The sequence below is a fragment of the Polynucleobacter sp. MWH-Braz-FAM2G genome, assembly GCF_018687635.1.
Taxonomy (GTDB): Bacteria; Pseudomonadota; Gammaproteobacteria; order Burkholderiales; family Burkholderiaceae; genus Polynucleobacter.
In genome coordinates this window covers 919,702-941,634 of the sequence record NZ_CP061300.1, presented here as the reverse complement: position 1 = coordinate 941,634, position 21,933 = coordinate 919,702, and the positions used below count along the sequence as shown (strand labels likewise).

Annotated in this window: 22 protein-coding genes; 6 read left to right on the top strand and 16 right to left on the bottom strand. The window is 43.5% G+C overall.

From position 1 onward, the window contains the following. Window positions 1-6: 6 nt before the first annotated feature. From FD973_RS04970 to FD973_RS04955, 4 genes are read right to left on the bottom strand one after another with little or no spacing between them, the layout of a single operon-like run. Window positions 7-348 (bottom strand): YqjD family protein, encoded by a 342-nt coding sequence (locus FD973_RS04970; RefSeq protein ID WP_215324515.1) that lies wholly within the window; start codon window positions 346-348, stop codon window positions 7-9. Window positions 349-397: 49 nt separating this feature from the next. Next, on the bottom strand, window positions 398-859 hold the full coding sequence (locus FD973_RS04965; protein WP_215324514.1) for a Smr/MutS family protein: 462 nt from the start codon (window positions 857-859) through the stop codon (window positions 398-400). A 21-nt stretch (window positions 860-880) separates the two neighbouring features. Further along, window positions 881-1,180 carry a hypothetical protein gene (locus FD973_RS04960; protein ID WP_215324513.1) on the bottom strand — a complete coding sequence of 100 codons (300 nt, stop codon included), beginning with the start codon at window positions 1,178-1,180 and terminating at the stop codon, window positions 881-883. A gap of 1 nt (window position 1,181) precedes the next feature. Next, complete coding sequence (locus FD973_RS04955) at window positions 1,182-1,361, bottom strand: hypothetical protein (RefSeq protein ID WP_215324512.1); 180 nt, start codon at window positions 1,359-1,361, stop codon at window positions 1,182-1,184. A gap of 226 nt (window positions 1,362-1,587) precedes the next feature. On the opposite strand from FD973_RS04955, the gene FD973_RS04950 reads away from it, so the two are divergent. The 6 genes from FD973_RS04950 to FD973_RS04925 all read left to right on the top strand — a co-directional run bounded on the left by FD973_RS04950 (window position 1,588) and on the right by FD973_RS04925 (window position 7,144). Next, window positions 1,588-2,580, top strand: coding sequence for a tripartite tricarboxylate transporter substrate binding protein (locus FD973_RS04950; protein WP_215324511.1), 993 nt, complete (start codon window positions 1,588-1,590; stop codon window positions 2,578-2,580). Window positions 2,581-2,630: 50 nt separating this feature from the next. Further along, window positions 2,631-4,139 (top strand): class I adenylate-forming enzyme family protein, encoded by a 1,509-nt coding sequence (locus FD973_RS04945; RefSeq protein WP_215324510.1) that lies wholly within the window; start codon window positions 2,631-2,633, stop codon window positions 4,137-4,139. 24 nt (window positions 4,140-4,163) lie between these two features. Beyond that, window positions 4,164-4,943 (top strand): citryl-CoA lyase, encoded by a 780-nt coding sequence (locus tag FD973_RS04940; protein WP_215324509.1) that lies wholly within the window; start codon window positions 4,164-4,166, stop codon window positions 4,941-4,943. Between the two features lie 22 nt (window positions 4,944-4,965). Then, the gene (locus FD973_RS04935; RefSeq protein ID WP_251368871.1) at window positions 4,966-5,688 is read left to right on the top strand and encodes an SDR family oxidoreductase; all 723 of its coding nucleotides are present in this window, start codon (window positions 4,966-4,968) and stop codon (window positions 5,686-5,688) included. Further along, complete coding sequence (locus tag FD973_RS04930) at window positions 5,689-6,516, top strand: SDR family NAD(P)-dependent oxidoreductase (RefSeq protein ID WP_215324508.1); 828 nt, start codon at window positions 5,689-5,691, stop codon at window positions 6,514-6,516. 76 nt (window positions 6,517-6,592) lie between these two features. Further along, window positions 6,593-7,144 carry a hypothetical protein gene (locus FD973_RS04925; RefSeq protein WP_215324507.1) on the top strand — a complete coding sequence of 184 codons (552 nt, stop codon included), beginning with the start codon at window positions 6,593-6,595 and terminating at the stop codon, window positions 7,142-7,144. Window positions 7,145-7,236: 92 nt separating this feature from the next. Here FD973_RS04925 and FD973_RS04920 read toward each other — a convergent pair whose 3' ends face one another. The 12 genes from FD973_RS04920 to FD973_RS04865 all read right to left on the bottom strand — a co-directional run bounded on the left by FD973_RS04920 (window position 7,237) and on the right by FD973_RS04865 (window position 21,930). Continuing rightward, complete coding sequence (locus tag FD973_RS04920) at window positions 7,237-8,094, bottom strand: HD-GYP domain-containing protein (RefSeq protein WP_215324506.1); 858 nt, start codon at window positions 8,092-8,094, stop codon at window positions 7,237-7,239. A gap of 37 nt (window positions 8,095-8,131) precedes the next feature. Beyond that, a complete protein-coding gene (locus tag FD973_RS04915) occupies window positions 8,132-9,091 on the bottom strand; it encodes a GAF domain-containing protein (protein ID WP_215324505.1) in 960 nt (319 codons plus the stop codon). 213 nt (window positions 9,092-9,304) lie between these two features. Next, on the bottom strand, window positions 9,305-10,234 hold the full coding sequence (locus FD973_RS04910; RefSeq protein ID WP_215324504.1) for a GAF domain-containing protein: 930 nt from the start codon (window positions 10,232-10,234) through the stop codon (window positions 9,305-9,307). Between the two features lie 246 nt (window positions 10,235-10,480). Then, the gene (locus FD973_RS04905) at window positions 10,481-12,382 is read right to left on the bottom strand and encodes a bifunctional diguanylate cyclase/phosphodiesterase (protein WP_215324503.1); all 1,902 of its coding nucleotides are present in this window, start codon (window positions 12,380-12,382) and stop codon (window positions 10,481-10,483) included. A gap of 171 nt (window positions 12,383-12,553) precedes the next feature. Beyond that, on the bottom strand, window positions 12,554-13,471 hold the full coding sequence (locus tag FD973_RS04900; protein ID WP_215324502.1) for an alpha/beta fold hydrolase: 918 nt from the start codon (window positions 13,469-13,471) through the stop codon (window positions 12,554-12,556). A 140-nt stretch (window positions 13,472-13,611) separates the two neighbouring features. Further along, window positions 13,612-15,030, bottom strand: coding sequence for an aspartate ammonia-lyase (aspA, locus tag FD973_RS04895; RefSeq protein WP_215324501.1), 1,419 nt, complete (start codon window positions 15,028-15,030; stop codon window positions 13,612-13,614). A 168-nt stretch (window positions 15,031-15,198) separates the two neighbouring features. Further along, entirely contained in the window at window positions 15,199-15,408 is a 210-nt protein-coding gene (locus FD973_RS04890; protein WP_215324500.1) for a hypothetical protein, read from the bottom strand. 134 nt (window positions 15,409-15,542) lie between these two features. Continuing rightward, window positions 15,543-17,243, bottom strand: a complete 1,701-nt coding sequence (locus FD973_RS04885; RefSeq protein WP_215324499.1) for an amidohydrolase — start codon at window positions 17,241-17,243, stop codon at window positions 15,543-15,545. A gap of 505 nt (window positions 17,244-17,748) precedes the next feature. Continuing rightward, window positions 17,749-18,906, bottom strand: a complete 1,158-nt coding sequence (locus tag FD973_RS04880) for a mandelate racemase/muconate lactonizing enzyme family protein (RefSeq protein WP_251368843.1) — start codon at window positions 18,904-18,906, stop codon at window positions 17,749-17,751. A gap of 11 nt (window positions 18,907-18,917) precedes the next feature. Then, window positions 18,918-19,874 carry a D-isomer specific 2-hydroxyacid dehydrogenase family protein gene (locus tag FD973_RS04875; protein ID WP_215324498.1) on the bottom strand — a complete coding sequence of 319 codons (957 nt, stop codon included), beginning with the start codon at window positions 19,872-19,874 and terminating at the stop codon, window positions 18,918-18,920. Next, window positions 19,867-20,778 carry a fumarylacetoacetate hydrolase family protein gene (locus FD973_RS04870; protein ID WP_215324497.1) on the bottom strand — a complete coding sequence of 304 codons (912 nt, stop codon included), beginning with the start codon at window positions 20,776-20,778 and terminating at the stop codon, window positions 19,867-19,869. Before FD973_RS04870 ends, FD973_RS04875 begins: the two co-directional genes overlap by 8 nt. Before the next feature lie 9 nt (window positions 20,779-20,787). Continuing rightward, window positions 20,788-21,930, bottom strand: a complete 1,143-nt coding sequence (locus FD973_RS04865; protein WP_215324496.1) for a mandelate racemase/muconate lactonizing enzyme family protein — start codon at window positions 21,928-21,930, stop codon at window positions 20,788-20,790. Between the last annotated feature and the right edge of the window lie 3 nt (window positions 21,931-21,933).

The following is a 21,933-nucleotide window of genomic DNA, read 5'->3' as shown; positions in this document are numbered from 1 at the left end:
GATGATTTAACGACGCCCAATAAAAAGACCGATTAACAAGCCCAAACCTGCTGCAACACCTACCGCCTCCCAAGGGCTGCGGTGAACAAAATCATCAGCACCCTCTGCTGCAGCTTTAGCCTTATCCACAAAATTACCCTCCACACTTGATAGACTTTCTTTTGCGCCTGCCAAGGTTTCCAGTGCTTTATTACGAATAGAGCTAATAGCATCCCCAGGGTGATCTTCTGTAGCCTTGATTAAAGCCTCAGCATCCGCCATTAGAGCTTTAAACTCTCCAATAAGTTGTTCTGTACCTGCTGGTTTTTCAGCATGCGCTTCTGAGTGATCTAATTTCTTAGCGGTCATAGAGATTAACTCCCAATTGATAAAGCTTTAATTAATGTATTTGACTATTCTAAGCACTTCTAGCCGGAGATCCCAGCAATAAGACAGTAATTCCGGCGTTACCCTCCTTAAAGCGTTTCAGATATCGCTTTAATCCTGGGCGCCTTCTCAATAAGGCGTGGTAGGCCTCGCTGCCAAATGCGACATCCTCGCCAAAATGGTATTCATCAACTCTGTCAGAGTAACGATTATTTTCAAGTGCATCATGAATCGCCCTCTTGATTCGACCACCCTCTCCACTAGAGCCATAACCATGAACCAAAATGATGGCCTTGATGCCTAACTCCATAGACTTACGCAAATAGTCGGTGAGTCGCTCTAAAGCCTCCTCAACATATGGACCATCTTGCTTAAGATTGAACTCAATTGTGTCCGTAGCCAATACCGGCAAAGATTCAGAACCACAATGCGGACATTGCTTAAATAATGGCCGTGGATTGCCACAGTCCGAACACTCAGCGTACTGACTCAAATTAATTCCGCTGCGAGGTAGTTAAGAGCAATACTTACCCTCTAAGCTACTTACATCACTGATCTTATCGTCCACCATTAAATTCAATGTCTTTTGAGCAAGATCGCGATTTTCTGGAGTCTTCAAGCTTGCATTAATTAATGTAGAAACGTCCTTACGGATAGAAGTGTTGCCATAACGCAAGCCCTTCAAGGTAGATACTGCTTCTGCTGATAACTTGCACTGCTGATTAATTAACTCTGAAGAATCTGACAACTGAGTATTTGCATAAGCAAACGCAGCTACAGAAATTGATACAGCCGCTAATAGAGTCTTTTTCATCTTAGTTCCTTATTTTGTGACCACAGGTTGGACAACAACCAATCTCTTTAGCCCTTGTCTTTCTGAGAGCTGCATAAACGCTGGATTCTGAAATTTCCATCTTTCTTGCAGCTTGCGCTGCGGTCATGCCCTTCCCTACCCACTCCAAGGCTTGATGTGTTTTTGGTATTTGTCTCTTCATTTCATCTCCCAGTTCCACAACTATACTACAGAAGTTGTGAAGTTGTGAAGTTTAGTTAAATGGGTATTTATACCTAGGAATTTGGGTTATTCAGTCCGTAGGATTGAGATTTAGGGCTTGAATCCAAAGAACCTGGATGGGCTGTTTGGTGTTATAAGTAGTGGATAAATAGAAAAATTGAGCGAAAAAGAAGTTCGTGAGATGCTCAATAAATTGGAGGAGATCTATGTCTTTACATTTCACAGCCAGAAAAGGTTTGGCATGCCTTTTTTTCGCTCTAATTACTTCAGCGACAGTTCCAGCCATTGCGCAAACAACGGGTGCTTGGCCGACTAAGCCAATTAAGATTATTGTTGGTTATTCTGCTGGTGGCGCTACCGATGTATTGACTCGCCTTATTTCCGTGAATATGAGTAATACCTTGGGCCAATCGATTGTGGTTGAAAATCGCCCAGGCGCTAATAGTAATGTGGGTGCCGAGATCGTAGCGCGCTCCCCTGCTGATGGCTACACTCTGTATGCGTTTTCAATCGCAAATACTATTAACGCGAGTCTGTACCCAAAGCTCAGCTATGACCCGATCAAGGATTTTGAGCCGGTAGGAATGATTGCCAAAATTCCAAATATTTTGGTCGTGAACCCCAATATTCCTGTAAAAACGGTTGCCGACTATGTTCGTTATGCAAAAGACTCAAAAGATGGCGTCACTTTTGCGTCATCGGGTAGCGGTTCATCCATTCACCTCTCAGGTGAAATGTTTAAGATGCAATCCAAAGTTCAAATGCTCCACATCCCCTACAAGGGAAGCGCCCCAGCGGTAACCGACTTACTCGGCGGTCAAGTTGAATCGATGTTTGACAATGCTCCATCAGCCCTCCCTCATATCCAGAGCGGCAAGCTTCGTCCGATTGCAGTTACCAGTGCACAACGTTCACCCTATCTTCCTGATGTTCCCACCATTGCAGAATCGGGATACCCTGGTTTTGACGTGCAGTCTTGGTTCGCGCTAGTTGCCCCAGCAGGCACACCAAAGCCCATCATCAAACAACTCAATGCCGCCTTAAATAAAGCCTTGAATTCTCCTGAAGTTCGTCAACGCCTTCAGGAACTCGCTGCCACACCTGAACCAGGAACACCAGAAAAAATGGCTGCGTTTGAGGCTGCTGAAGTAAAACGTTGGCGCGAAGTCGTTAAAGAATCTGGGGCTAAGGCTGAGTAGCTTTCTTTATCACTCGCTTTATATAGTCACTTTAACCAAAGCTCACCCACATGTTTCCTATTGATTTTTTCTGGAGAGCAGCTCAACGCTGGCCAGATCGTATTGCCATCGATACACCAAGTGGCCCAATCCATTACATCACCTTAGCCAAGCGAGTGAAAGCGCTTGCTGCTGGACTCACAGCGCTTGATCCCAGTCTGCAGAGTCGGGTTGCTATATGCGCAGGTAATAGTGCTGATCACATTACTGCATTGCTGGCGATTCTGGCATGCGGTAAGGTGTGGATTCCATTGAATCCAAAAAGCACACATCCTGAAATTCAGCGAATTATTAATATTACTGAACCATCGATTGTGATTCTAGATCAAGCAAATCAGAATTTGCTCGAAGGCGCTCCTGGAGCATGGATTTATACAGGAAGTGAATCCGATACGGCTGCGCGCAGTATGGACGAGATAATTCACTTGTATGAGGATGCGCCACAACCTTCATTTGAATTGCCCATGGATGCAATTCAAGCGATTAAATTTACTGGCGGCACTACGGGCGCACCCAAAGGCGTCATGCAACCATACCGCGCATGGATGGCTAACATCAGCAATCAAATTCAGGTATGGGGCTTTGATGAACATGAACGTTATATTGTTGCCGCACCGATCACGCATGGCACCTCTACTTATATCGTGCCCATTTTGGCCCAGGGCGGATGTCATGTCATTTTGGATGGAGCTGGTGCCGAAGTAGTCAGAAATGCCTTCCGCGACCGACTCGGCACTGTTTGCTTTATGCCACCTACATTGGTATACATGTTGATGGCTTTGCCAAATGCGTCAAGAGCTGATTTTCCAAAACTGAAAAGATTAATTTATGGCGGCGCTCCAATGCCCCCAGAGCAGGTCCGTAAAGTACGTGATTTTTTTGGTCCAGTCTTAGGTACTACCTACGGTCAAACTGAAGCGCCACAAATTTTGACAGCAATGCGTCCAGAAGATTTTGATGATCCCAATAATTGGGCGGCGGTTGGGCGGCCAACTTGGTTTAGTGATGTGGCCATCATGTCTCCTGAAGGTAAGCTACTACCTCATGGAGAAATTGGTGAAGTCGTAGCACGCGGTGATTTACTCATGACGGGCTACTGGCGTCTGCCTGAGAAAACTGCCGAAACAATAATTGATGGATGGCTGCACACAGGGGATCGCGGCTTAATTGATGAGCGTGGGTTTTTATATCTAAAGGATCGACTTAAGGACATCGTCATTACGGGTGGCTTTAATGTGTATCCAGTTGATGTTGAAAATGCACTAAGTCAGCACCCTGCCGTTCATGAATGCCTTGTATTTGGCCTACCAGATAATAAATGGGGGGAAACTGTTCAGGCTGCTGTGCAACTTCACCCTGGAAAAACCGCAGATGAGTCAGAGCTGATTGCGTTTGTGCGCAATCTTTTAGGCCCCGTACAAACTCCCAAGCAAATTCATTTCTATGAAAGCTTGCCCCGTTCTAATGTTGGCAAACTTCTGAAAAGCGCTGTTATTAATCAACTAAAGAATACTCTCTAGATTAAATTTTGAATCGATAACAAAATGACTACCAAAAAAACTCCTGTCACCAGCCTGTGCACCCACACCCTCACTAGCTTGCACTACCGCGATGCTGATCTAGTTGAAGATTTAATGGGCAAAAAAACATTTACCGAAGTGATGTTGATGCAAATTTTAGGTCGAGAACCACGAGCAGTAGATATTCGGATCACTGATGTTGTATTGATTGTATTAATGGAGCATGGCCTAACACCCAGCGCGATTGCTACTCGCCTCATTTATATGAGCGCGCCAGAAAATCTTCAAGGCGCAGTTTCAGCTGGCTTACTTGCAGTTGGCAGCTCATTTATTGGCACGATGGAAAATTGCTCCGCCCTACTGGACCGTATTATTGACTCCAAAGATCCATATGCGGAAGCACTTACAATCGCTCAGCACTATAAAGACATTAAAGCTGCTGTTCCAGGTTTTGGCCATCATCTTCATAAGCCAGTAGATCCAAGAGCCTATAAGCTATTAGACATGGGTCGCTCAGAAAAAGAACTGAAAGGCGATCATATTCGCGCTTTAGAAACTCTATCCAAGGCGGTGGATGAGATTGCTGGACGCCCTATTACTATTAATGCCACTGGAGCAGTTGCCGCACTTCTCGGTGAAATCGGTATTCCTACCGCAGTCATGCGAGGTTTTGCAGTGATTTCTCGCTCGGCGGGATTAGTGGCACATATTGTTGAAGAACAGCAAAGCCCTTCAGGTAGATTCATTTGGGACACTGTTGAGCATGCCATTCCGTTTGTTGATGGCGCCAACAAGATTGGCTGAAAAAAATCTACAGGGGAAATCATTGTCTAGAGAATATGTATTAGTAACCGGCGGGAGCAGAGGAATTGGTCGCGCAATTACTGAACGACTCATTGCTGACGGTATGCATGTCATTAATTTTGATAAAGATGCTCCGACAGTGATCGCTGATCATGAAAGCTTTCATCAGGTGGATGTATCGGATGAAAATGCTTTGCGAGCAGAATTAACTGCCGTAACCACCTCATACCCTATGACCCGCTTAGTCAACAATGCTGGCATTGTTCGTCCAGCCAATATTGAGAATGCGAGCATCGAAGACTTACATGCAGTGATGAATGTCAATATCGCTGCTGCCATTATTTGTGTCCAAGCCCTTCTTCCAGCAATGAAAGCTGCTCATTTTGGTCGTATCGTCAACATCTCCAGCAGAGCTGCTTTAGGCAAGGAAGAGCGCATCGTCTACGCAACAACAAAGGCAGGATTATTGGGACTCACTCGTACGCTTGCCTTAGAACTGGCCGCAGATGGCATTACTGTCAATGCAATTGGCCCAGGACCGATTGCAACTGAACTTTTCCAAAGCGCAAATCCACCTGGAGCTCCCGCAACCCAGCGCATCTTAGATAGCGTGCCACTTGGCCGCATTGGACAACCAGAAGAGGTGGCACATCTTGTGGCTTCCCTGCTAGATCATCGTGCTGGCTTTACAACAGGACAAGTAGTCTATGTATGTGGCGGCATGACTGTTGGATTGAGTCAATAGATGACTACGAAATCCCATCCCCCTGGTTTACCAACTGATCTGACTGGTCGCGTTATTTTTGTTTCTGGAGGTGGCTCTGCTGGGCCTGGTTGGAGTATTGGTAGAGCATCTTGCGTCACATATGCTCGCTTAGGTGCCAAAGTTTGCGTGGTAGATAAAGACTTGGCATCCGCAGAAGAAACCACTCGAATCATTTTGGAGGAAGGCGGTACAGCTCATACCTTGGTTGGTGATGTGGCAGAAGAGGCAGAGGTCAAGAGGCTCTTTAGTGAGGCACGCAAACTACTTGGACCGATTGATGTCTTGCATCACAATGTCGGCGTTGGCAAAGTGGGCGGCCCGATGGAAACTAGTGCGGATGATTTTGATCGCATTCATAAAATTAATGTACGCAGTTTGTTATTGGCTGCCCAAGAAGTTTTACCAGAAATGGTCGAGCGCAAAACAGGCAATATCATCGCCATCTCTTCAGTAGCCGGAATGCGCTATTTAGGCTATCCCCACCTTGCGTATAGCGTCACCAAGGCAGCAAATACCCAATTTATACGGATGATTGCTCAGCAATATGCCAATAAAGGCATTCGGGCCAATACCATAGTGCCAGGCTTAATTGACACCCCCAGAATTGCTAATACGGTTGCCAAAATGTTCTCTGAAAATAGCCTTGATGAAGCTCGGGCAGCTCGTGATCGACAGGTGCCCATGGGTCACTCTGGCAACGCTTGGGACATAGCCCACGCCTGTGCGTTTCTGGTTTCCGATGCCGCGTCCTATACTACTGGTACCGAGCTCGTAGTAGACGGTGGCTTAACCGGAAAATACGCCTAAAACCAAGAATTCGATCCCTGAGAATTGGGTCCCTACTTAAAGGGATAGTATGATTCAGTGATCTAAGGGAGTTTTTATGCATCGAACCATCTATCGAATTGTTTTACTGCTTTCCATCAGCGCCGGCCTACTTGCTTGTAATCAAAACGATCGAAAGATTAGCGGTTGGGAGATTAATGATGTCTATCACTCAACCATCATTACCCCATCTTCAAGTGGTGGCAAAACATTTCATGGACCTCCCATCAATACGATGGACTCCGATAACACCTACGAAATGTTTAGCCTCAAAGCAGATCAATCCGCGCAAGGCAGCAGAACGTTCGAACTGAATGCGCAATTGACGTACTTTAATCAATGGCGTTTTTATGAATCTGCCACACTAGAAGGAAAACCTTCTACTAGCTTTAAAGTAGTTGGCAGAGAAGCTGGCGCGTGCGGCGATCGTGGTTGTATTTTCAGGGAACTGCTCTCCGTTCAACTGACAGAGTCATTCATAAAGGATCATGCCAAGAATGGTTTTATTATCACCATCTCATCTAAGACTGGCGTTAAGAGTGATCTGTTCGTGCCGCCCCAATACATCCAAGGATATTTGCAGGCTATAGCAGGATCACCCTCTCGTTAAAATCTATTTATTATTTAATTTGAAAATAACAAAGGGGCTTTAAGCCCCTTTATTTATTGTCTTGTTAGCTATTTACTACGAGAGATATTCCGTTAATTCTTACCAGCGATTTTCTCAAAGCCTTTTCGTTCCGCAATAAATGCATCAATCACTACGGGGTCAAAAGCAGAACCCTTATGGCTAACGATCTCCTGATAAGCGTCATCGATTGACCACCCCTTTTTATAAGGTCTGTCACTAACTAAGGCATCAAAAACATCTGCCACCGACATAATCCGCGCCTCTATCGGAATTTGCTCGCCCTGCAGCTGCCTGGGGTAACCAGTTCCATCCCATTTTTCATGATGTGCCCCAGCTACCTTCATCGCTGTTGAAATTAATTCATTGTCAACATCCGCAGACTGAGAAGCGGCCAAAATCGTTTCTCCAATCATGGGGTGACTTTTCATGAGCCCCCTTTCCTCATCCGTAAAACGTCCTTGCTTATTGAGAACTTGATCGGGTATACCCACCTTGCCCAGGTCATGCAATGGCGCAACTTTTACCAAGGTTTCAATCTGATGATCGGTAAGGGCATCAGGATAGCAGCCCATTTGTTGCAGTCGCTTTGCCAAAAGATTGACATATTTTTGGGTGCGCATGATGTGGCTGCCAGTTTCATTGTCTTTTGCCTTCGCCAAAGCATTTAGCGCGGTCAGCATTTGATCTTCTCGTGCTGAGATCGTGTGATTAGCAGACTCGAGATCTTGTATGTATTTTTTCATTGGGGCAATCACCAACCACTTCACCAGTGGGATGGTGATTAACGTTAGCAATAGCACATCCAGGAGGACGGCGACAAAGTTAGAAGTCGCGCCGAACGAGGGAAGTACAAACATAATCAAAGCTTCGCCAACGCAAATACTGGCGATTAAAACTACATTCAGCCTTCTGATTGGGTTGTATTTCACTTACACCTCATTGCATTAGCCAATCCTGCCCAAGAAATCAATTGCGCGGTCTTTTGCGGGTGCCACGCAATCCAAGTACTGCAATGCGGGTATCAAGTATCTTGTCGATACTTTCGCGTTGCCACTGAACCTCAGCTCGCAAGGCATCTCTTTCAAAATTGTCCCGAAAAGCCAATAAAACACTTACCACCTTACCCGATCTAAATACCGGGAAAAAATTACAGGTAGCGTTTATTGTTTGACCATCTTTTTTCACTAGAGCCTCTTCATCGCGACTAATGGCGTTACCTGAAGTAGAGATCTTATCTACAAAGTTTGTCTGCAAAAAGGGGCTACCGTCATAGCGCTTAACAGGAAATAGGATGTCCAATCTTTTTCCCAAGAGCTCTTCTTTCTCGTAGCCCAATAAATTCGCACCAAACTCATTGATATGTATAAATTGATGCTCTAGATTAATCTCAAATAGACCTTCCATTGCCTGATCCAGCAATGCTTCGAGATGATGTTGGGGACCCCTTTTGCTAATAAGTTCTTGAGCAATTTTTGCAAAGCCCATCAAATCCGACTCTTCGCCTGCAGATAATCTTTTGGCTTTAGTATCAATAATGCATAAGGTTCCAATGCGATATCCATCGGGACTATTTAAAGGAATGCCTGCATAAAAACGAATATGTGGCGGACCGAGCACCAGCGGATTATTTTTAAAAAGAGAATCCTCAACAGCGTTATTTACAACAAAAATTCCTTCATGCAAGATTGCGTGAGTGCAAAAGGAAACATCTCTTGGAGTTTCACTGGCTTCTAAGCCCTGCTTTGACATAAACCATTGGCGTTTTCGATCAACAATACTGATTAGTGCAATTGGCACTTGAAAATACTCTTTGACGATCTTAGTAAGGAAATCTAATTGCTCATCTGGAGCTGTATCTAGAATTTCCATAGCTTCGAGAGCAGAAAGTCTGCGCTCTTCATTCTGAAGAATGTCTGATCTATACATGGATAGACTCCTGTATGCCAAATCTCATGGTATTTGCTTTCTACTATGTGACTGCCTTAAATTAAGCCTTGCTTTATCCCATATTACGTGATTTTTTGATAAATTGGCGCGCTAACCCTGATTTGCAGGCAATATAGTTTTTAGCCGAGATTATTGACTTAATTCCCTCTTATTTGAGAAATTGGACTCAAGACTCTAGAAAAATATTATTCCTTAATGGCTACCGATGAATTCCGCTAACTCAGCAGAAAGCTTTTCAAATAAATAGATTTCGGAAGGCCCGAACGAGTATGGCTCTTTGGCATAAATGATGAGTACGCCAGTAGCTTTTTTTTGGAAGAATAATGGCACCGAAATACTACTTCTAATCCCAAAACGCCTAGCATTGTCCACCCAAGGACCGAAATTACCGGCCATCTCGGAATCTGACATCACTACTGATTTTCCAGAACGAATGGCTATACCAGTTGGACCCGATCCATAAATGCTATTTGGATCCCAACTGACTGTAAGTGACTGCCCATATCCTTTAGCACTTCCGTCCACTGCGCTAATCTCAATAGACTTTGAAGAATCTACTTTTGAAAATCCAATACATGCGCAAATATAAAGGTTTTGTGCAACGATCGCACTGCATACCCCCTGCGTAACCTCCTTAACCGTTTTGGATGTGGCTAGCTGTTTTTTGGATTGCGCATAAGCCGATAAAGCCTGAGAGTGCGCGTTTAGATAGGCCTGACTTAGTATTCCAGGGGTATTAAAAAGAACCTTGGGATCATTGGGATCAAATGTTTTGGTCTCAAAGCATTTTTCAACATAAATTGCTAAATCTTCGTAATATTTAAGTGTGTCTGTAGATGGTATGGGGATTTTTATCCGACGATCATCAAGATCGTCTCGATAGTTAATAATCCCTGCATCAAAAAGTGCCTTGATGTGTTGTTGCAATGATGATGGTGACCCCAACTCACTGCTGGATGAAATAAGATCTCCAACCGAAATATTTAATTTTTCATCCCAATTGAGCATTATTTTTTCCAATAACGCTTCAGAGGTGCAGTCTAACTTTTTGCGACCTACAAACAGGTCAAAAAATTGCTTTAATTTAACAAAGCGTAAAACTGAATTCGATGGGGAATGCATTCGCGGACAATCTAAATAAGATGCAGAAAAAGAAGTTTGTTCATTACTTCCCTAACCGCCTATTTTAATGCTGCACCCTCAAGTAATCTATAGGAGGAATAGTCTATAAATAATGGTATTTAATACATATAAAAATATTATCTAATTTTTTAATGTATTTAGAAGTCTATAAATGGATAAACCCATAAACCATTACAAAAGACATCAAGGGAAGCAAAATGCTTCAATACTCAAAAATTCAACTAATTAATGAACGGTTACCTTCTCAAATTCACCTATTGGTAAAGGTCGACCGAACAAATAGCCTTGATAATTGGCGCAGCCATACTTCTCTAGCAATTCAAATTCTTCTTTGGTCTCTACACCCTCGGCGATAACCTGTAGGTTCAAGTTCTTAGACATATCAATCATAGTCTTCACTAGGGATGCATCGCCAGAATCAGAAGTCATTCCACGTATAAAACCTTGATCGATCTTCACTTGATCAAATGGCATTTGCTTTAAATAAGAGAGCGAAGAATAGCCTGTGCCAAAATCATCTAGCGAAAGGCTAACACCCAGTCTTGCCTTAATTTCATGCATCTTAGCAATCACATAATCTAAATTATCTAAAGCCAATGTTTCAGTGAGCTCCAACTTGAGCAAAGCTGGATCAACATCGTAGCGATGAATCAGCGTTTCTAGGCGATCAACAAAGTTTGGCTGCTTAAATTGTTTTGCACTAACGTTATAAGCGAGCATTAAATTTTTACGCTCAGTCCCACTAGACCTCCATGCCCCTAACTGCTGGCACGCAACTTCCAGACCCCAATCGCCAAGCTCCACAATCAAGGCACTTTCTTCAGCAATGGCAATAAATTGACTGGGAGGAATCATTCCCAAGGTGGGGTGCTTCCAGCGCATCAATGCCTCCACCCCAATAGGTCGATGGCTCCCATCCACTTGAACTTGATAAAACAACTGCAATTGATCACTAGAGATCGCGGAATGTAAATCCGCAATTAAGCTAGCTTTTTTCTCCAAGCCTGCTTTCATATTTTGGTCAAAATGCACTACTCTATTGCCGCCATGCCCCTTTGCTTCATACATCGCAATCTCTGCGCACTTGAGCAACTCTTTTGCGGGCCGGGAATGGCCAGTAAATATACAGGTGCCAATACTAGCTACTGCATGATGTTCAAACGGTGGAAGAATATATACATCCGACAAGGCCTCTCGAATTCTTTCAGCCCAGATATTGAGATTTTCTTGAGCCAGCACTGGATTAACGCCTAAATTATCCAACAGCACTACAAACTCATCGCCACCAATTCGATATATAAACTGCTTGTGTCCAACGATAGTTTGCAGACGATTGGCCACCTCGATTAAAAATTTATCTCCGTAATCGTGACCAAGCGTGTCATTGAGAGTCTTGAAGTAATCAATATCCAATAAAAGCAAAGCATTAAATTCTTGATTCTTGTGCGTTATTCCCAATCTTTCAGTAAGCTCATGTTGCAATAACTTACGATTAGACAATCCAGTTAGTTGATCCTGAAAAGCCAGCTTGAGAATTTCATCTTGCGCGTTCTTCTCTTTTGTAATATCAACAAATGAGTGAACGTAGTTAATGACATCACCTGCATTATTCTTGATCACGGAGATGGCAGCTCGCTTTACATACAATTCGCCATTCTTTCGAACGCACCACATCTCACCATCCCATGAGCCGATACTTTTGATTTGTTTTGCGATCTTTTCATGAAACTGCACGGAATGGCGATCTGAATGAAACATTTCTGGCGCTTTGCCCAACACTTCGCTTTCTTTGTAACCAGTAATCCGCTCAAATGCTTGATTCACTCTCACAATTTTCTGATGTGAGTTGGTGATCATAATTGCTTCATGCGTTTCAAAAGCAGATGCAGTTACCCTTAGCTCGTTACGAGCCGTTTGTAACTGTTTTACGTAATCAGTAATAGGCCTAAATACAAAAAAATAGATTGCCGGGCAGGTCAAAATCACCAGCCCTATAGAGTCCAAGAGAATATTGGACAGCATTGATTGCTCTGGCATAAAACTCAAGCCGAGCATTAACAAGCTCTCACTAATAAAGATCGATGCTGTCAGAACTAAAACAAGACGTTTTGCAGGGCTTTTAACCATAGAATCCAAGGTCTAAACCTATCTAAGTTATCGAAATAAAACCCCAAAATCAATAGGGCTTTGCCCTTTAACACTCAAAACAACATAAACAGGCTAAAAATAACAGTGTTTTTATGAAGTAACTAAAGAAAAAACCACCCTAAGGTGGTTTTTTGGTGAATTATAAGATTCTTACTTTTCCAAAAATACTTTTACAGTATCGGCAAACTTTTTGTATTGTTGATACAAAAAAGCATGACCACCATCATAAAAGGCAAGCCAAGCAAAAGGAATTTGACTGGCAATAATCTTGGAGTTCTCAGGCCTATCAATAAGATCATCCCGTCCATCTGCCACTAGCACTGGAATCTTAATATTTTTTAGATTCTCGTAGTTAGATTCATCGGCAGACCACAATTTTGTCCGCGCGATGATTTGACGATCCTTGGTCTCTTGTGAAACTGCGAAATCGTTGAGTGCACTACCGTTTTGGGCAGCAGAGTGAATTCTTCCCAAAGAATCTTTAGCAGCTTGTTTTCCAGCAGGATCATTAGTAAACAGTAATTCAACATTTTCCAAGAAAGTCAGTTTTGGATTATTGAATGTAGCTGCAACAGATGGTTCCATATGAACACTATGACTACCGCCTGGATCAGGGGCACATAGAACACCCTTCTTGATCAGATCGGGATGCCTAATCATTAACTGTTGACCAATTCTGGCACCCATAGACCAAGCAAGCAAATTTACTTTTTTATAGCCCAACGCCTTCACCAAACCAGCCGCATCATCAGCCATTTGAGGAATGCTAGTTTGATTTTCTTTTGTATCGGTAGAGAATCCAATGCCGCGATTGTCAAACATGATCAATAGGTTGGTTTTAGCCAACTCTTCAACCAAAGCAGGATCCCATAAAGACATAGAACCTGCGTAGCCCATAATCATTAACATAGGCTCACCCTTGCCGCGGGTGTAGTAAGCGAGCTTGACCTCCCCTACTTGAGCATATTTAACTTCAGCTTTAAATGGGGCAGCCTGAGCGGGCAAAGAGCCACTACCTAAAATGGCAAAGACAAATACCAGAAATAAACTCTTTCCCAAAGAAATCATTTTCTCTCCGCTTTAAAAATAAATTTGATGATAACGAATTAGTAAATTCACATCAATTTCTCTGAAGATTGGAAAAATAAAACCACCCGAAGGTGGATTTATTTTGCAGACTTACCAAGATTGCGCCTCTTTTACAATTTTCAACCACCCTTTTTAGTTTGAATACCGGGGGTCGTTAGAACCGCTGGACTTAAGATGGTATCAAGCGTTTCTTTATCCATTAAACCCAACTCCAGCACCAAGTCAGCTACTGAGCAATTTTCCTGTAAGGCACGTTTTGCAATCATGGTGGCGTTCTCATAGCCAAGATAGGGGTTTAATGCCGTTGCTAGTCCTGCCGAGGTGCGCACTCTTTCCGCAAGCACTTCACGATTGGCAACAATACCTACAACGCAATGGGTCTTAAGAGTGTCGCAGCCCGCCGTTAAATGCTCAATACTCTTAAATAAACTATGCGCAATGATGGGCTCGAATGCATTGAGTTGGAGTTGGCCACCCTCCGCTGCCATGGTGATCGTGACATCATTACCAATCACTTCAAAAGCAATTTGATTAACCACCTCTGGAATTACTGGATTAACTTTGCCCGGCATGATCGATGATCCTGCAGCGCGCGCAGGCAATCGAATCTCATTGAGACCAGCCTGAGGACCGCTTGATAGTAAGCGCAAATCGTTGCAAATTTTGGAGAGCTTTACTGCTATCCGTTTTAATACACCTGAGAGTTGTACAAAAGCACCACAATCCTGAGTAGCTTCAATTAGGTTGGGAGAGGCTATAAGGTTAACTCCAGAGAGTTTTTGCAAATAGGAAATTGCACACTTGGAATAGCTGACATCAGTATTGATACCTGTGCCAATGGCTGTGGCACCTAAATTAATCTCAGCAATCAATGAGACTGCCTCTCTTAAGCGATCTTCATCCTCCTGGATCATCACAGCGTAGGTTGAAAATTCCTGCCCTAAGGTCATCGGCACTGCATCTTGTAATTGCGTTCTGCCAATTTTCAAGACATCTTTAAACTCTTCAGCTTTCTGCGCGAAGGCCTCTCGCAAACCTGTCATAGACTTCAGCAAGACAGGAATGGCAAAACATGTAGCAAGGCGCAGAGAGGTTGGATATACGTCATTTGTGCTCTGAGACATATTGACATCATTAATGGGATGCAACTTAGAGTAATCTCCCTTTTGATACCCTAATATTTCTAGCGCACGATTAGCAATGACTTCATTGGCATTCATATTGGTAGATGTACCAGCACCACCCTGAATAACATCCACAACAAATTGATCGTGCAGTTTTCCGGATTCAATCTCATGACAAGCAGCAATAATGGCTTCAGCCTTCTTGGGATCTAAGTGCCCTAATTCAAGGTTGGCTTTAGCGGCAGCCTCTTTGACATATGCCAATGCTTTTACCAATTCCCCATAGCTTCCAATCTTTACCCCTGTAATTGGATAATTTTCGATTGCCCTTAATGTATGGATACCCCAATAAGCATCGCCAGGTACTTTCGCATCTCCAATTAAATCGTGCTCCGAACGATTACCTTTAGTCATCTTTGCCCCCTCTGTGTTGTTGGAATTAATTTACCACCAACATTCAACTCAAGGTGTATTTAATAAGGTGGTAATTAGGATTTACCAAAAATGATGTCAGATTCCATGTAACGAGGCAGAAAGCAAAAGGCCTCTATCAATAGCTCCCCCGGACGCATCGAAACATCCCTACTCCTCCCAAGGGAATCTCTGGCGGTGTAACTCCTCCATGATTTCACTCTTGCTCTGAGCAGGTGCTCTTGATCGATTGGCATCTCTAGTCAGCTTGGGTTGATCAGCGCTTGTTTCAACTGAATCTGACGTATCGTCATTTGTAATCGACGATGTTTCCTCAGGAGCAGTTTTGCTATCGTTTTTTAGAGTTGAACTATTTGTCATGAGTAGATCAAAGCGCTAATACATAAACATAAGATTTTTAGTCCAGAATACATACACTTGTATAGACTTACTGATACTCTAACCTAAAGAAAAGCCGCCCATGGGCGGCTTTCTAATTCCTATAGAAAAAGTGGTCAGTTTTTCTTAAAAACTTGTTGGCCATTGACCCAAGTTTCTTTTACTTCTATGTCTCTTATCTTATAAGCATCCGTTTTCAAAGGATTCTTATCCACAATGGCGAAGTCAGCAAATTTACCTTCTTGAAGAGAGCCAGCTTTGTCATCCATCCTCATCTGATAGGCAGCATCAATAGTGACAGCTTTTAATGCGTCATAAACAGACACCTTCTCATTGGCGTTCAATACCTTTTGTGGAGATGCCTGCCAAAGTCTTGAGGAGCCTTCAGAAACATACTTTAAGGGATGAATAGGTGACACTGGAGAGTCGCTATGATAGGCAAAGCGGACGCCCTTCTTAATTAGACTTGCACCTGGATCAATTCGATTAGCTCTTTCAGCTCCCAATAGGTGATCATGAAATGCTTCTCCCCAATAGTCGGAGTGTCCAATCGTCAGACCAGGAACCACACCGAGTTTTGCAGTTTTATCGATTTGTGATGGAGTTGGTACTGTGTAATGCTCAATTCTTAAACGAGCCTTGGCATCCTCTGGTTTGGTCACTAGCTTCTCATAAACATTGAGTGTTTGCTCAATTGATCTATCGCCATTGGAATGCACGGAGATTTGCCAACCCTGATCAAATCTAGGTTTTGCAAGATCGTATAGTTCTTGCTCAGTAAAGTTCAGATTGCCTGTATTGGTGGTGCCTGCTGGATAAGCATAGGGCTTAGTCATCGCACCTGTGAGCCCTTGATCGGAACCATCGGCCACAATCTTCACCCCAATCACTTTGAAAATGTCATCGCCTTGATTGGGTTTATAGCTATTGTTTGTGGTTGGAAATACATTGGAATACATATAGCCCCTCACCCTAACTGGCAACTTCCCTGCGTGAGTCATCTTATCGAATAAGGCGTATTCTTTATCAACCCCAAGATACCCACCAACACTAATTTCTGCTGACGTGGTAACCCCTTTATTTACCAATCTTTGACCAACTTTTACAACAGCTTGCTCTAGCGACTCTTGACTTGGTGCTGGCATCTTGTTGATGAATAAGTAAAAAGCGGGCACCTCATAAACCACACCAGTTAAGCGTCCCTTGCTATCTTTTAGCAGCTTGCCGCCTTTGGGGTCGGGACTAGAGTCTGTTAGTCCAGCCACCTCTAAAGCCTTATGATTCACATACGCAATATGCATGCTTTGATTCATCACAAATATAGGCTTAGTTGTAGATACCTTATCCAATATGTCGGCATTCAACTCAGCCATGAATGGCTCGGTCCTGGATGGGTCAACACCAAATGCTGTAATCCATTCACCATCTTTCACATTTTTGCTATAGGCAGTTAACTTTGAAACCAAAGAATCCAAAGTGTCATGCGGCATATTGAAGTTGGACATGTTGTACCAAAGCTCTTCCGAAAAAGCCGTTCCTAAAATATGTACATGTGGTTCTATAAAACCAGGTAGTAGTGTTTTACCATTTAAGTTAACTAATTTAGTATCACTTCCTTGCAAGGTCTTAGCATTTGATAATGATCCGACCTTAATGATTTTTCCATCCCGTATTGCCACTGCTTCAGCCGTGGGCTGAGCTTTATTCATTGTCACAATATCGCCACCATAAAAAATGACATCAGCACTACTAGCTGCAATCGCAGACTGTGATAGCAAAATAGCCGAGGAAATCGTGAGTGTGTGCAGAAGACGCATTTCAATCCTTAAAATATTTTCAGTTAATGGTTAGAAATTTGAATCCAATTGATATTAATTTACTTAATTTATTAGCAACATTCAAATATTAGACCTCAATATATTTGCATGATTTACGCATGTAAATCCCCCGAAGAAAATAATATTCAACAACTAACGGATTTGGTATGGAATTGATTGGTTTTAAATTTATATCAACAAGCATCAAAATTGTGACTATTTAGATATACCCAAAGAGAAAAGCCCCGCGGTTGGCGGGGCTCATCTGAGTACTGCGGTCCATCTTACGATGTGCCAAATATTTTGGCGGTGCGGGCAGTCAGCGCCCATTTTCTCTTAAGACCTCACCTTGCAAACAGGGAAATTTGCTGGGTTTTTTGAGAAATTAGTCCGAAGATTACATACTATTGCCCGTTAAACCAAAGGGAAACCACCCTATTTCAGATCTTGATAAGCTCGGATCAGGGAAAAACAGGGATTTGTATTAAGGACCAAAAGATTGTTGCTAAACATAACATGGGCCATCAATCAGGGGATGATCTTTAACAAAATCTAGATTAATTTTCATCCCAATACCAATACCTTCGTATGGCTTTACAAAGCCTTCCGCATCGAGTTCATAAGCAGCTCTATCCATCATTTCATCCCTAAAGAGATTGAGCGAAGTAACGTCACCCTCAAAATATCCAGGATTATCAATGGCGGAGAGAAAATGAATTGTTGTGCCCATATTAATTGCGGTAGCAGAAGTATGGGGATTAATAGTTAATTTATTAGCACTCGCCATAGCAGCAATTCTCATAGACTCAGTAACGCCGCCGGTCTTTGATAAGTCTGGCTGGATAAACTGCACATCTCCATCATCTAGGAGTGTTGAGAAATCATAGCGAGTATAGTGATTTTCACCAGCCGCAAATGGAACTCGACCCAAACTGCGGGCCATGCGATATGCCTTTCGATCTTGGGGTGGGAATGGTTCCTCCAACCAACTCACACCAGCCTCATCAAATGCAGGCATTACCTTACGCACGTCCGCTAAGGTGTAGTTAGTATTGGCATCAACTAAGATGTCGATTTCATCGCCTACTGCCTTGCGAACTGCTTGCACCCTAACGATGTCTTTCTCAGCAGTATCTCCTACGCGTAACTTTAGAGCCCGATATCCTGAAGCAATATGCTCTTGCGCTTCCTTGGCTAAGGATGCTGGCTCCTGCCATCCCAAGGCGATACCACCTGCATAAGCTTTAATCTTTTTGGAAGCGCCGCCTAACAACCGATACAAGGGCTGCTGCATGATCTGAGCGCGTAAATCCCATAATGCAATATCAATTCCACTCAAAGCCAAAACTGCTGCTGCGCCCATGCCATGGCTAGAGATTTGCATTTTATAAACGCGTGCCCAAATGCCGTTGATATCCATTGCATCACTATTGACTACGAGCTCTCGCATAGTAGTATCAATCAACTTTGCAATCGCACCTGGAGCCCTTCCATGATGGGCCTCACCCCAGCCAATATGCCCATCTTCAGTTTCAATACGAACCAATACCGAGTCACGTTTCACACATTTACCAATCCCAAGTCGAACCGACTTACTCTCAGGAACAGGAAATGAAATGGGAACTGCCTCTAGCTTAACGATACGCATTGGATTACTTGTCATGTTTTGCTCGACTAAAGAAATACTTCTGGGTTAACAATATTTTTAGGACGATCGCCATTCAGAATAGCGAGCATTGTTGTAACCGACCCTTCGCTCATGCCTTTCATGCTGGTGGCAGTAATAGAGGCAATATGAGGGGTTAATAGTAAATTTGGACAATCAAATACCGCCTCCTGGCCGGATAGTGGCTGCTGATCATGTACATCCATTGCAGCTCCAGCAATTGCACCAGACTTAAGGGCTTTAATAATCGCTTGCGTATCCACTACTGGTCCCCGAGCAATATTAATTAGAATGGCATTGGGTTTCATAGCAGAAATTGCCGTTTGATCCACTAGGCCCCGTGTTTCCTCGCTTAAAGGACAGCAAACGACTATCACGTCAGATTGAGAAAACAGCTCTGACTTTGTAACTCCACGCACTCCACTTGGTAAAGACTCTGGTCGCCTAGTAAGCGCAATGGTTTTCATTTGCAAACTTGTTGCCGCCTGCGCCAATTTACTACCGATTGCACCAAATCCGATAATTCCTAAAGTCGTGTTGGCTATCTCCGCTGATGGATCCGCTGAGGAGCGTGCTTTTGCCCAACCCTCGCTTCTTAGTCGTGAATCAATCAAATCTAAGCGACGACGGAAATAAAAAATTGCGGCTAAACAATACTCAACTACAGCATTGGTATTTGATCCCGGTAGGTTTGCTACAGGGATTCCTTTTTTGGTAGCAGCATCAACCGGAATAAAATCCAATCCCACGCCATGACGCACCACTGCTTTTAATTGCTGAGCATTGTCAAAAATATCTTGAGCTAACTGACAACGAACAATCAAACCGTCACAGTCTGAAATAAGGGTTTTTAAAGTATCAGGCTTTATATCTGGAGCAACGACTACGTCGCATTCTTTTAACAATGCTTGATGGCAGTCTGGATGTATGGGATTTGTTAAAAGTACTTTAAATTTTTTACTCAAGAAGTGGCACTCCCTTTTTAATTGGGTTATTCAGCGCACCCAAACCCTCAAGCTCGACACGCACCGTTTGCCCAGGTTCAAGCCATGCGGGTGGCTGATGCATCATCGCCAGCCCTGCTGGAGTTCCTGTTGCAATAATATCGCCAGGCTCAAGCGGCATTTGTTTAGAAATATAGGAAATTAACTCTGCAATCTTAAAAAGCATTGTGCCAGTGGTTCCATCTTGCAATACCCTGCCATCTACATCCAACTTAATTTGAATGGCATAAGGGTTCTCCACTTCATCAGCAGTCACTAGATAAGGTCCGAAAGGCGCAGAAGCTGGCATATTTTTTCCACGGACAAAATTGCCGCCATCCTCCTTAATCATGCCACTACCACTGACATCGTTATGTACCGTGTAACCCACAATGCATTCCATTGCATCTTTTGGCTCTATAAAGAGCGCCCGCTTGCCAATAATGACAGCCAACTCAGCCTCGTAACCGACATTACCCACATCTGGTGGAATCAAGATGGGGTCATGAGGACCTATCACCGTATTTCCAGAGCGAATAAAAATTACTGGCTCAGATGGATAAGGCATTGAGCGCTCATCTAAGGCGTCTGTAAAGTTGTATGCAGCGCCAACCACCTTCCCAGGATTGGGGATGGGGGAGCATAGTGAAACAGCTTTGATACTTACAACGGCACCCTGCTCATACTGTCCACTCTCAAGCTTGCCTTTGATTTTCTTGGTCAGCGAAGGTAGGCCGACTTTTATCATCTCAAGCAAGCTTGGGCGCTCATTTCCAATCATGTCGCGCAAACTTTCATGAGAAAGATCGAGCACATGCAAGGAATCACTTAGCAACACGCCTACTTTGGGCGTTTGACCATTTTCTATATAGGTTAAATATCGCATTAGTAAGATCTAAGCGACTCGATACTGATCGAGAATATGGCGGTTAAGCTCAATACCAAGGCCTGGACCTTTTGGTACGCTTATCTTGCCATTAATCTGAACAATAGGATCAACCGATAACAAATCGCGGAACGGATTCTCACATTGCTCAAATTCGAATAACGGAGGATTGCCTTTAAAGCTTGGCGGTTGATCTGGAAGCGCTGCCAAGAAATGCAAAGTAGCGGCAACACCGATAACCGATCCCCACGCATGCGGAACACACTCTACACCATGAGCGCTCGCAAGGGTTGCAATCTTACGACATTCACTAATGCCACCGGCCGCACAAACATCAGGCTGAACTATATCCATCGCCTTGCGCACCACAATGTCCCTAAAGCCCCAGCGAGTAAATTCGTTCTCGCCACCAGCAACGGCCATATCTAAAGCGCGAGTTACCTCAACATAGCCATCCAAATCTTCAGGAGAAATTGGCTCTTCAAACCATTCGACGTTTAACTTTTCAAGTTCACGACCGATTTGTATGGCTTGAGGCACTGTAAAGCAATGATTAGCGTCCACCATTAGTCGCATCTCATCACCCACCGCCTTTCTAACAGCCTCTACTCGCCTAATATCTAACTTTAAATCGCCTAAACCAATTTTCATCTTGATGGCGGTAAAGCCGTTTTGCTTAAACTCAATTGCCTCTTCAACCGCCTCCTCGATCAAGCGATCCATATCAATAAAATATAGACCTGTCGCATAAGGCGTTACTTCATCACGATAAGAACCGCCGATTAATTTGTGAATTGGCTTGCCACAAGACTTTCCAATAATGTCCCATAAGGCAATATCAATTCCACTAATAGCTGAAATTGCCATGCCAGTAGTGCCGTAGTCCTTAATGCGATTATATAGATCCTCCCAAATTACTTCCACATCAAATGGGTCTCTGCCAATAATCCGCGGACCAAATTGTGTATCAATAAAAGCCTTTGCTACAGCTGATGGACCATAGCACTCCCCCCAACCCACTATTCCATCGCTTGTTTCAATCTCAACAATACAAGAACCTCTAGTTTTGTAAATCCAGCCTCTAGATGATGTGAATGGCTTTTGTACAGGTGCAGACACTACGTGACAGGTTACTTTTTTAATTTGACTCATCAA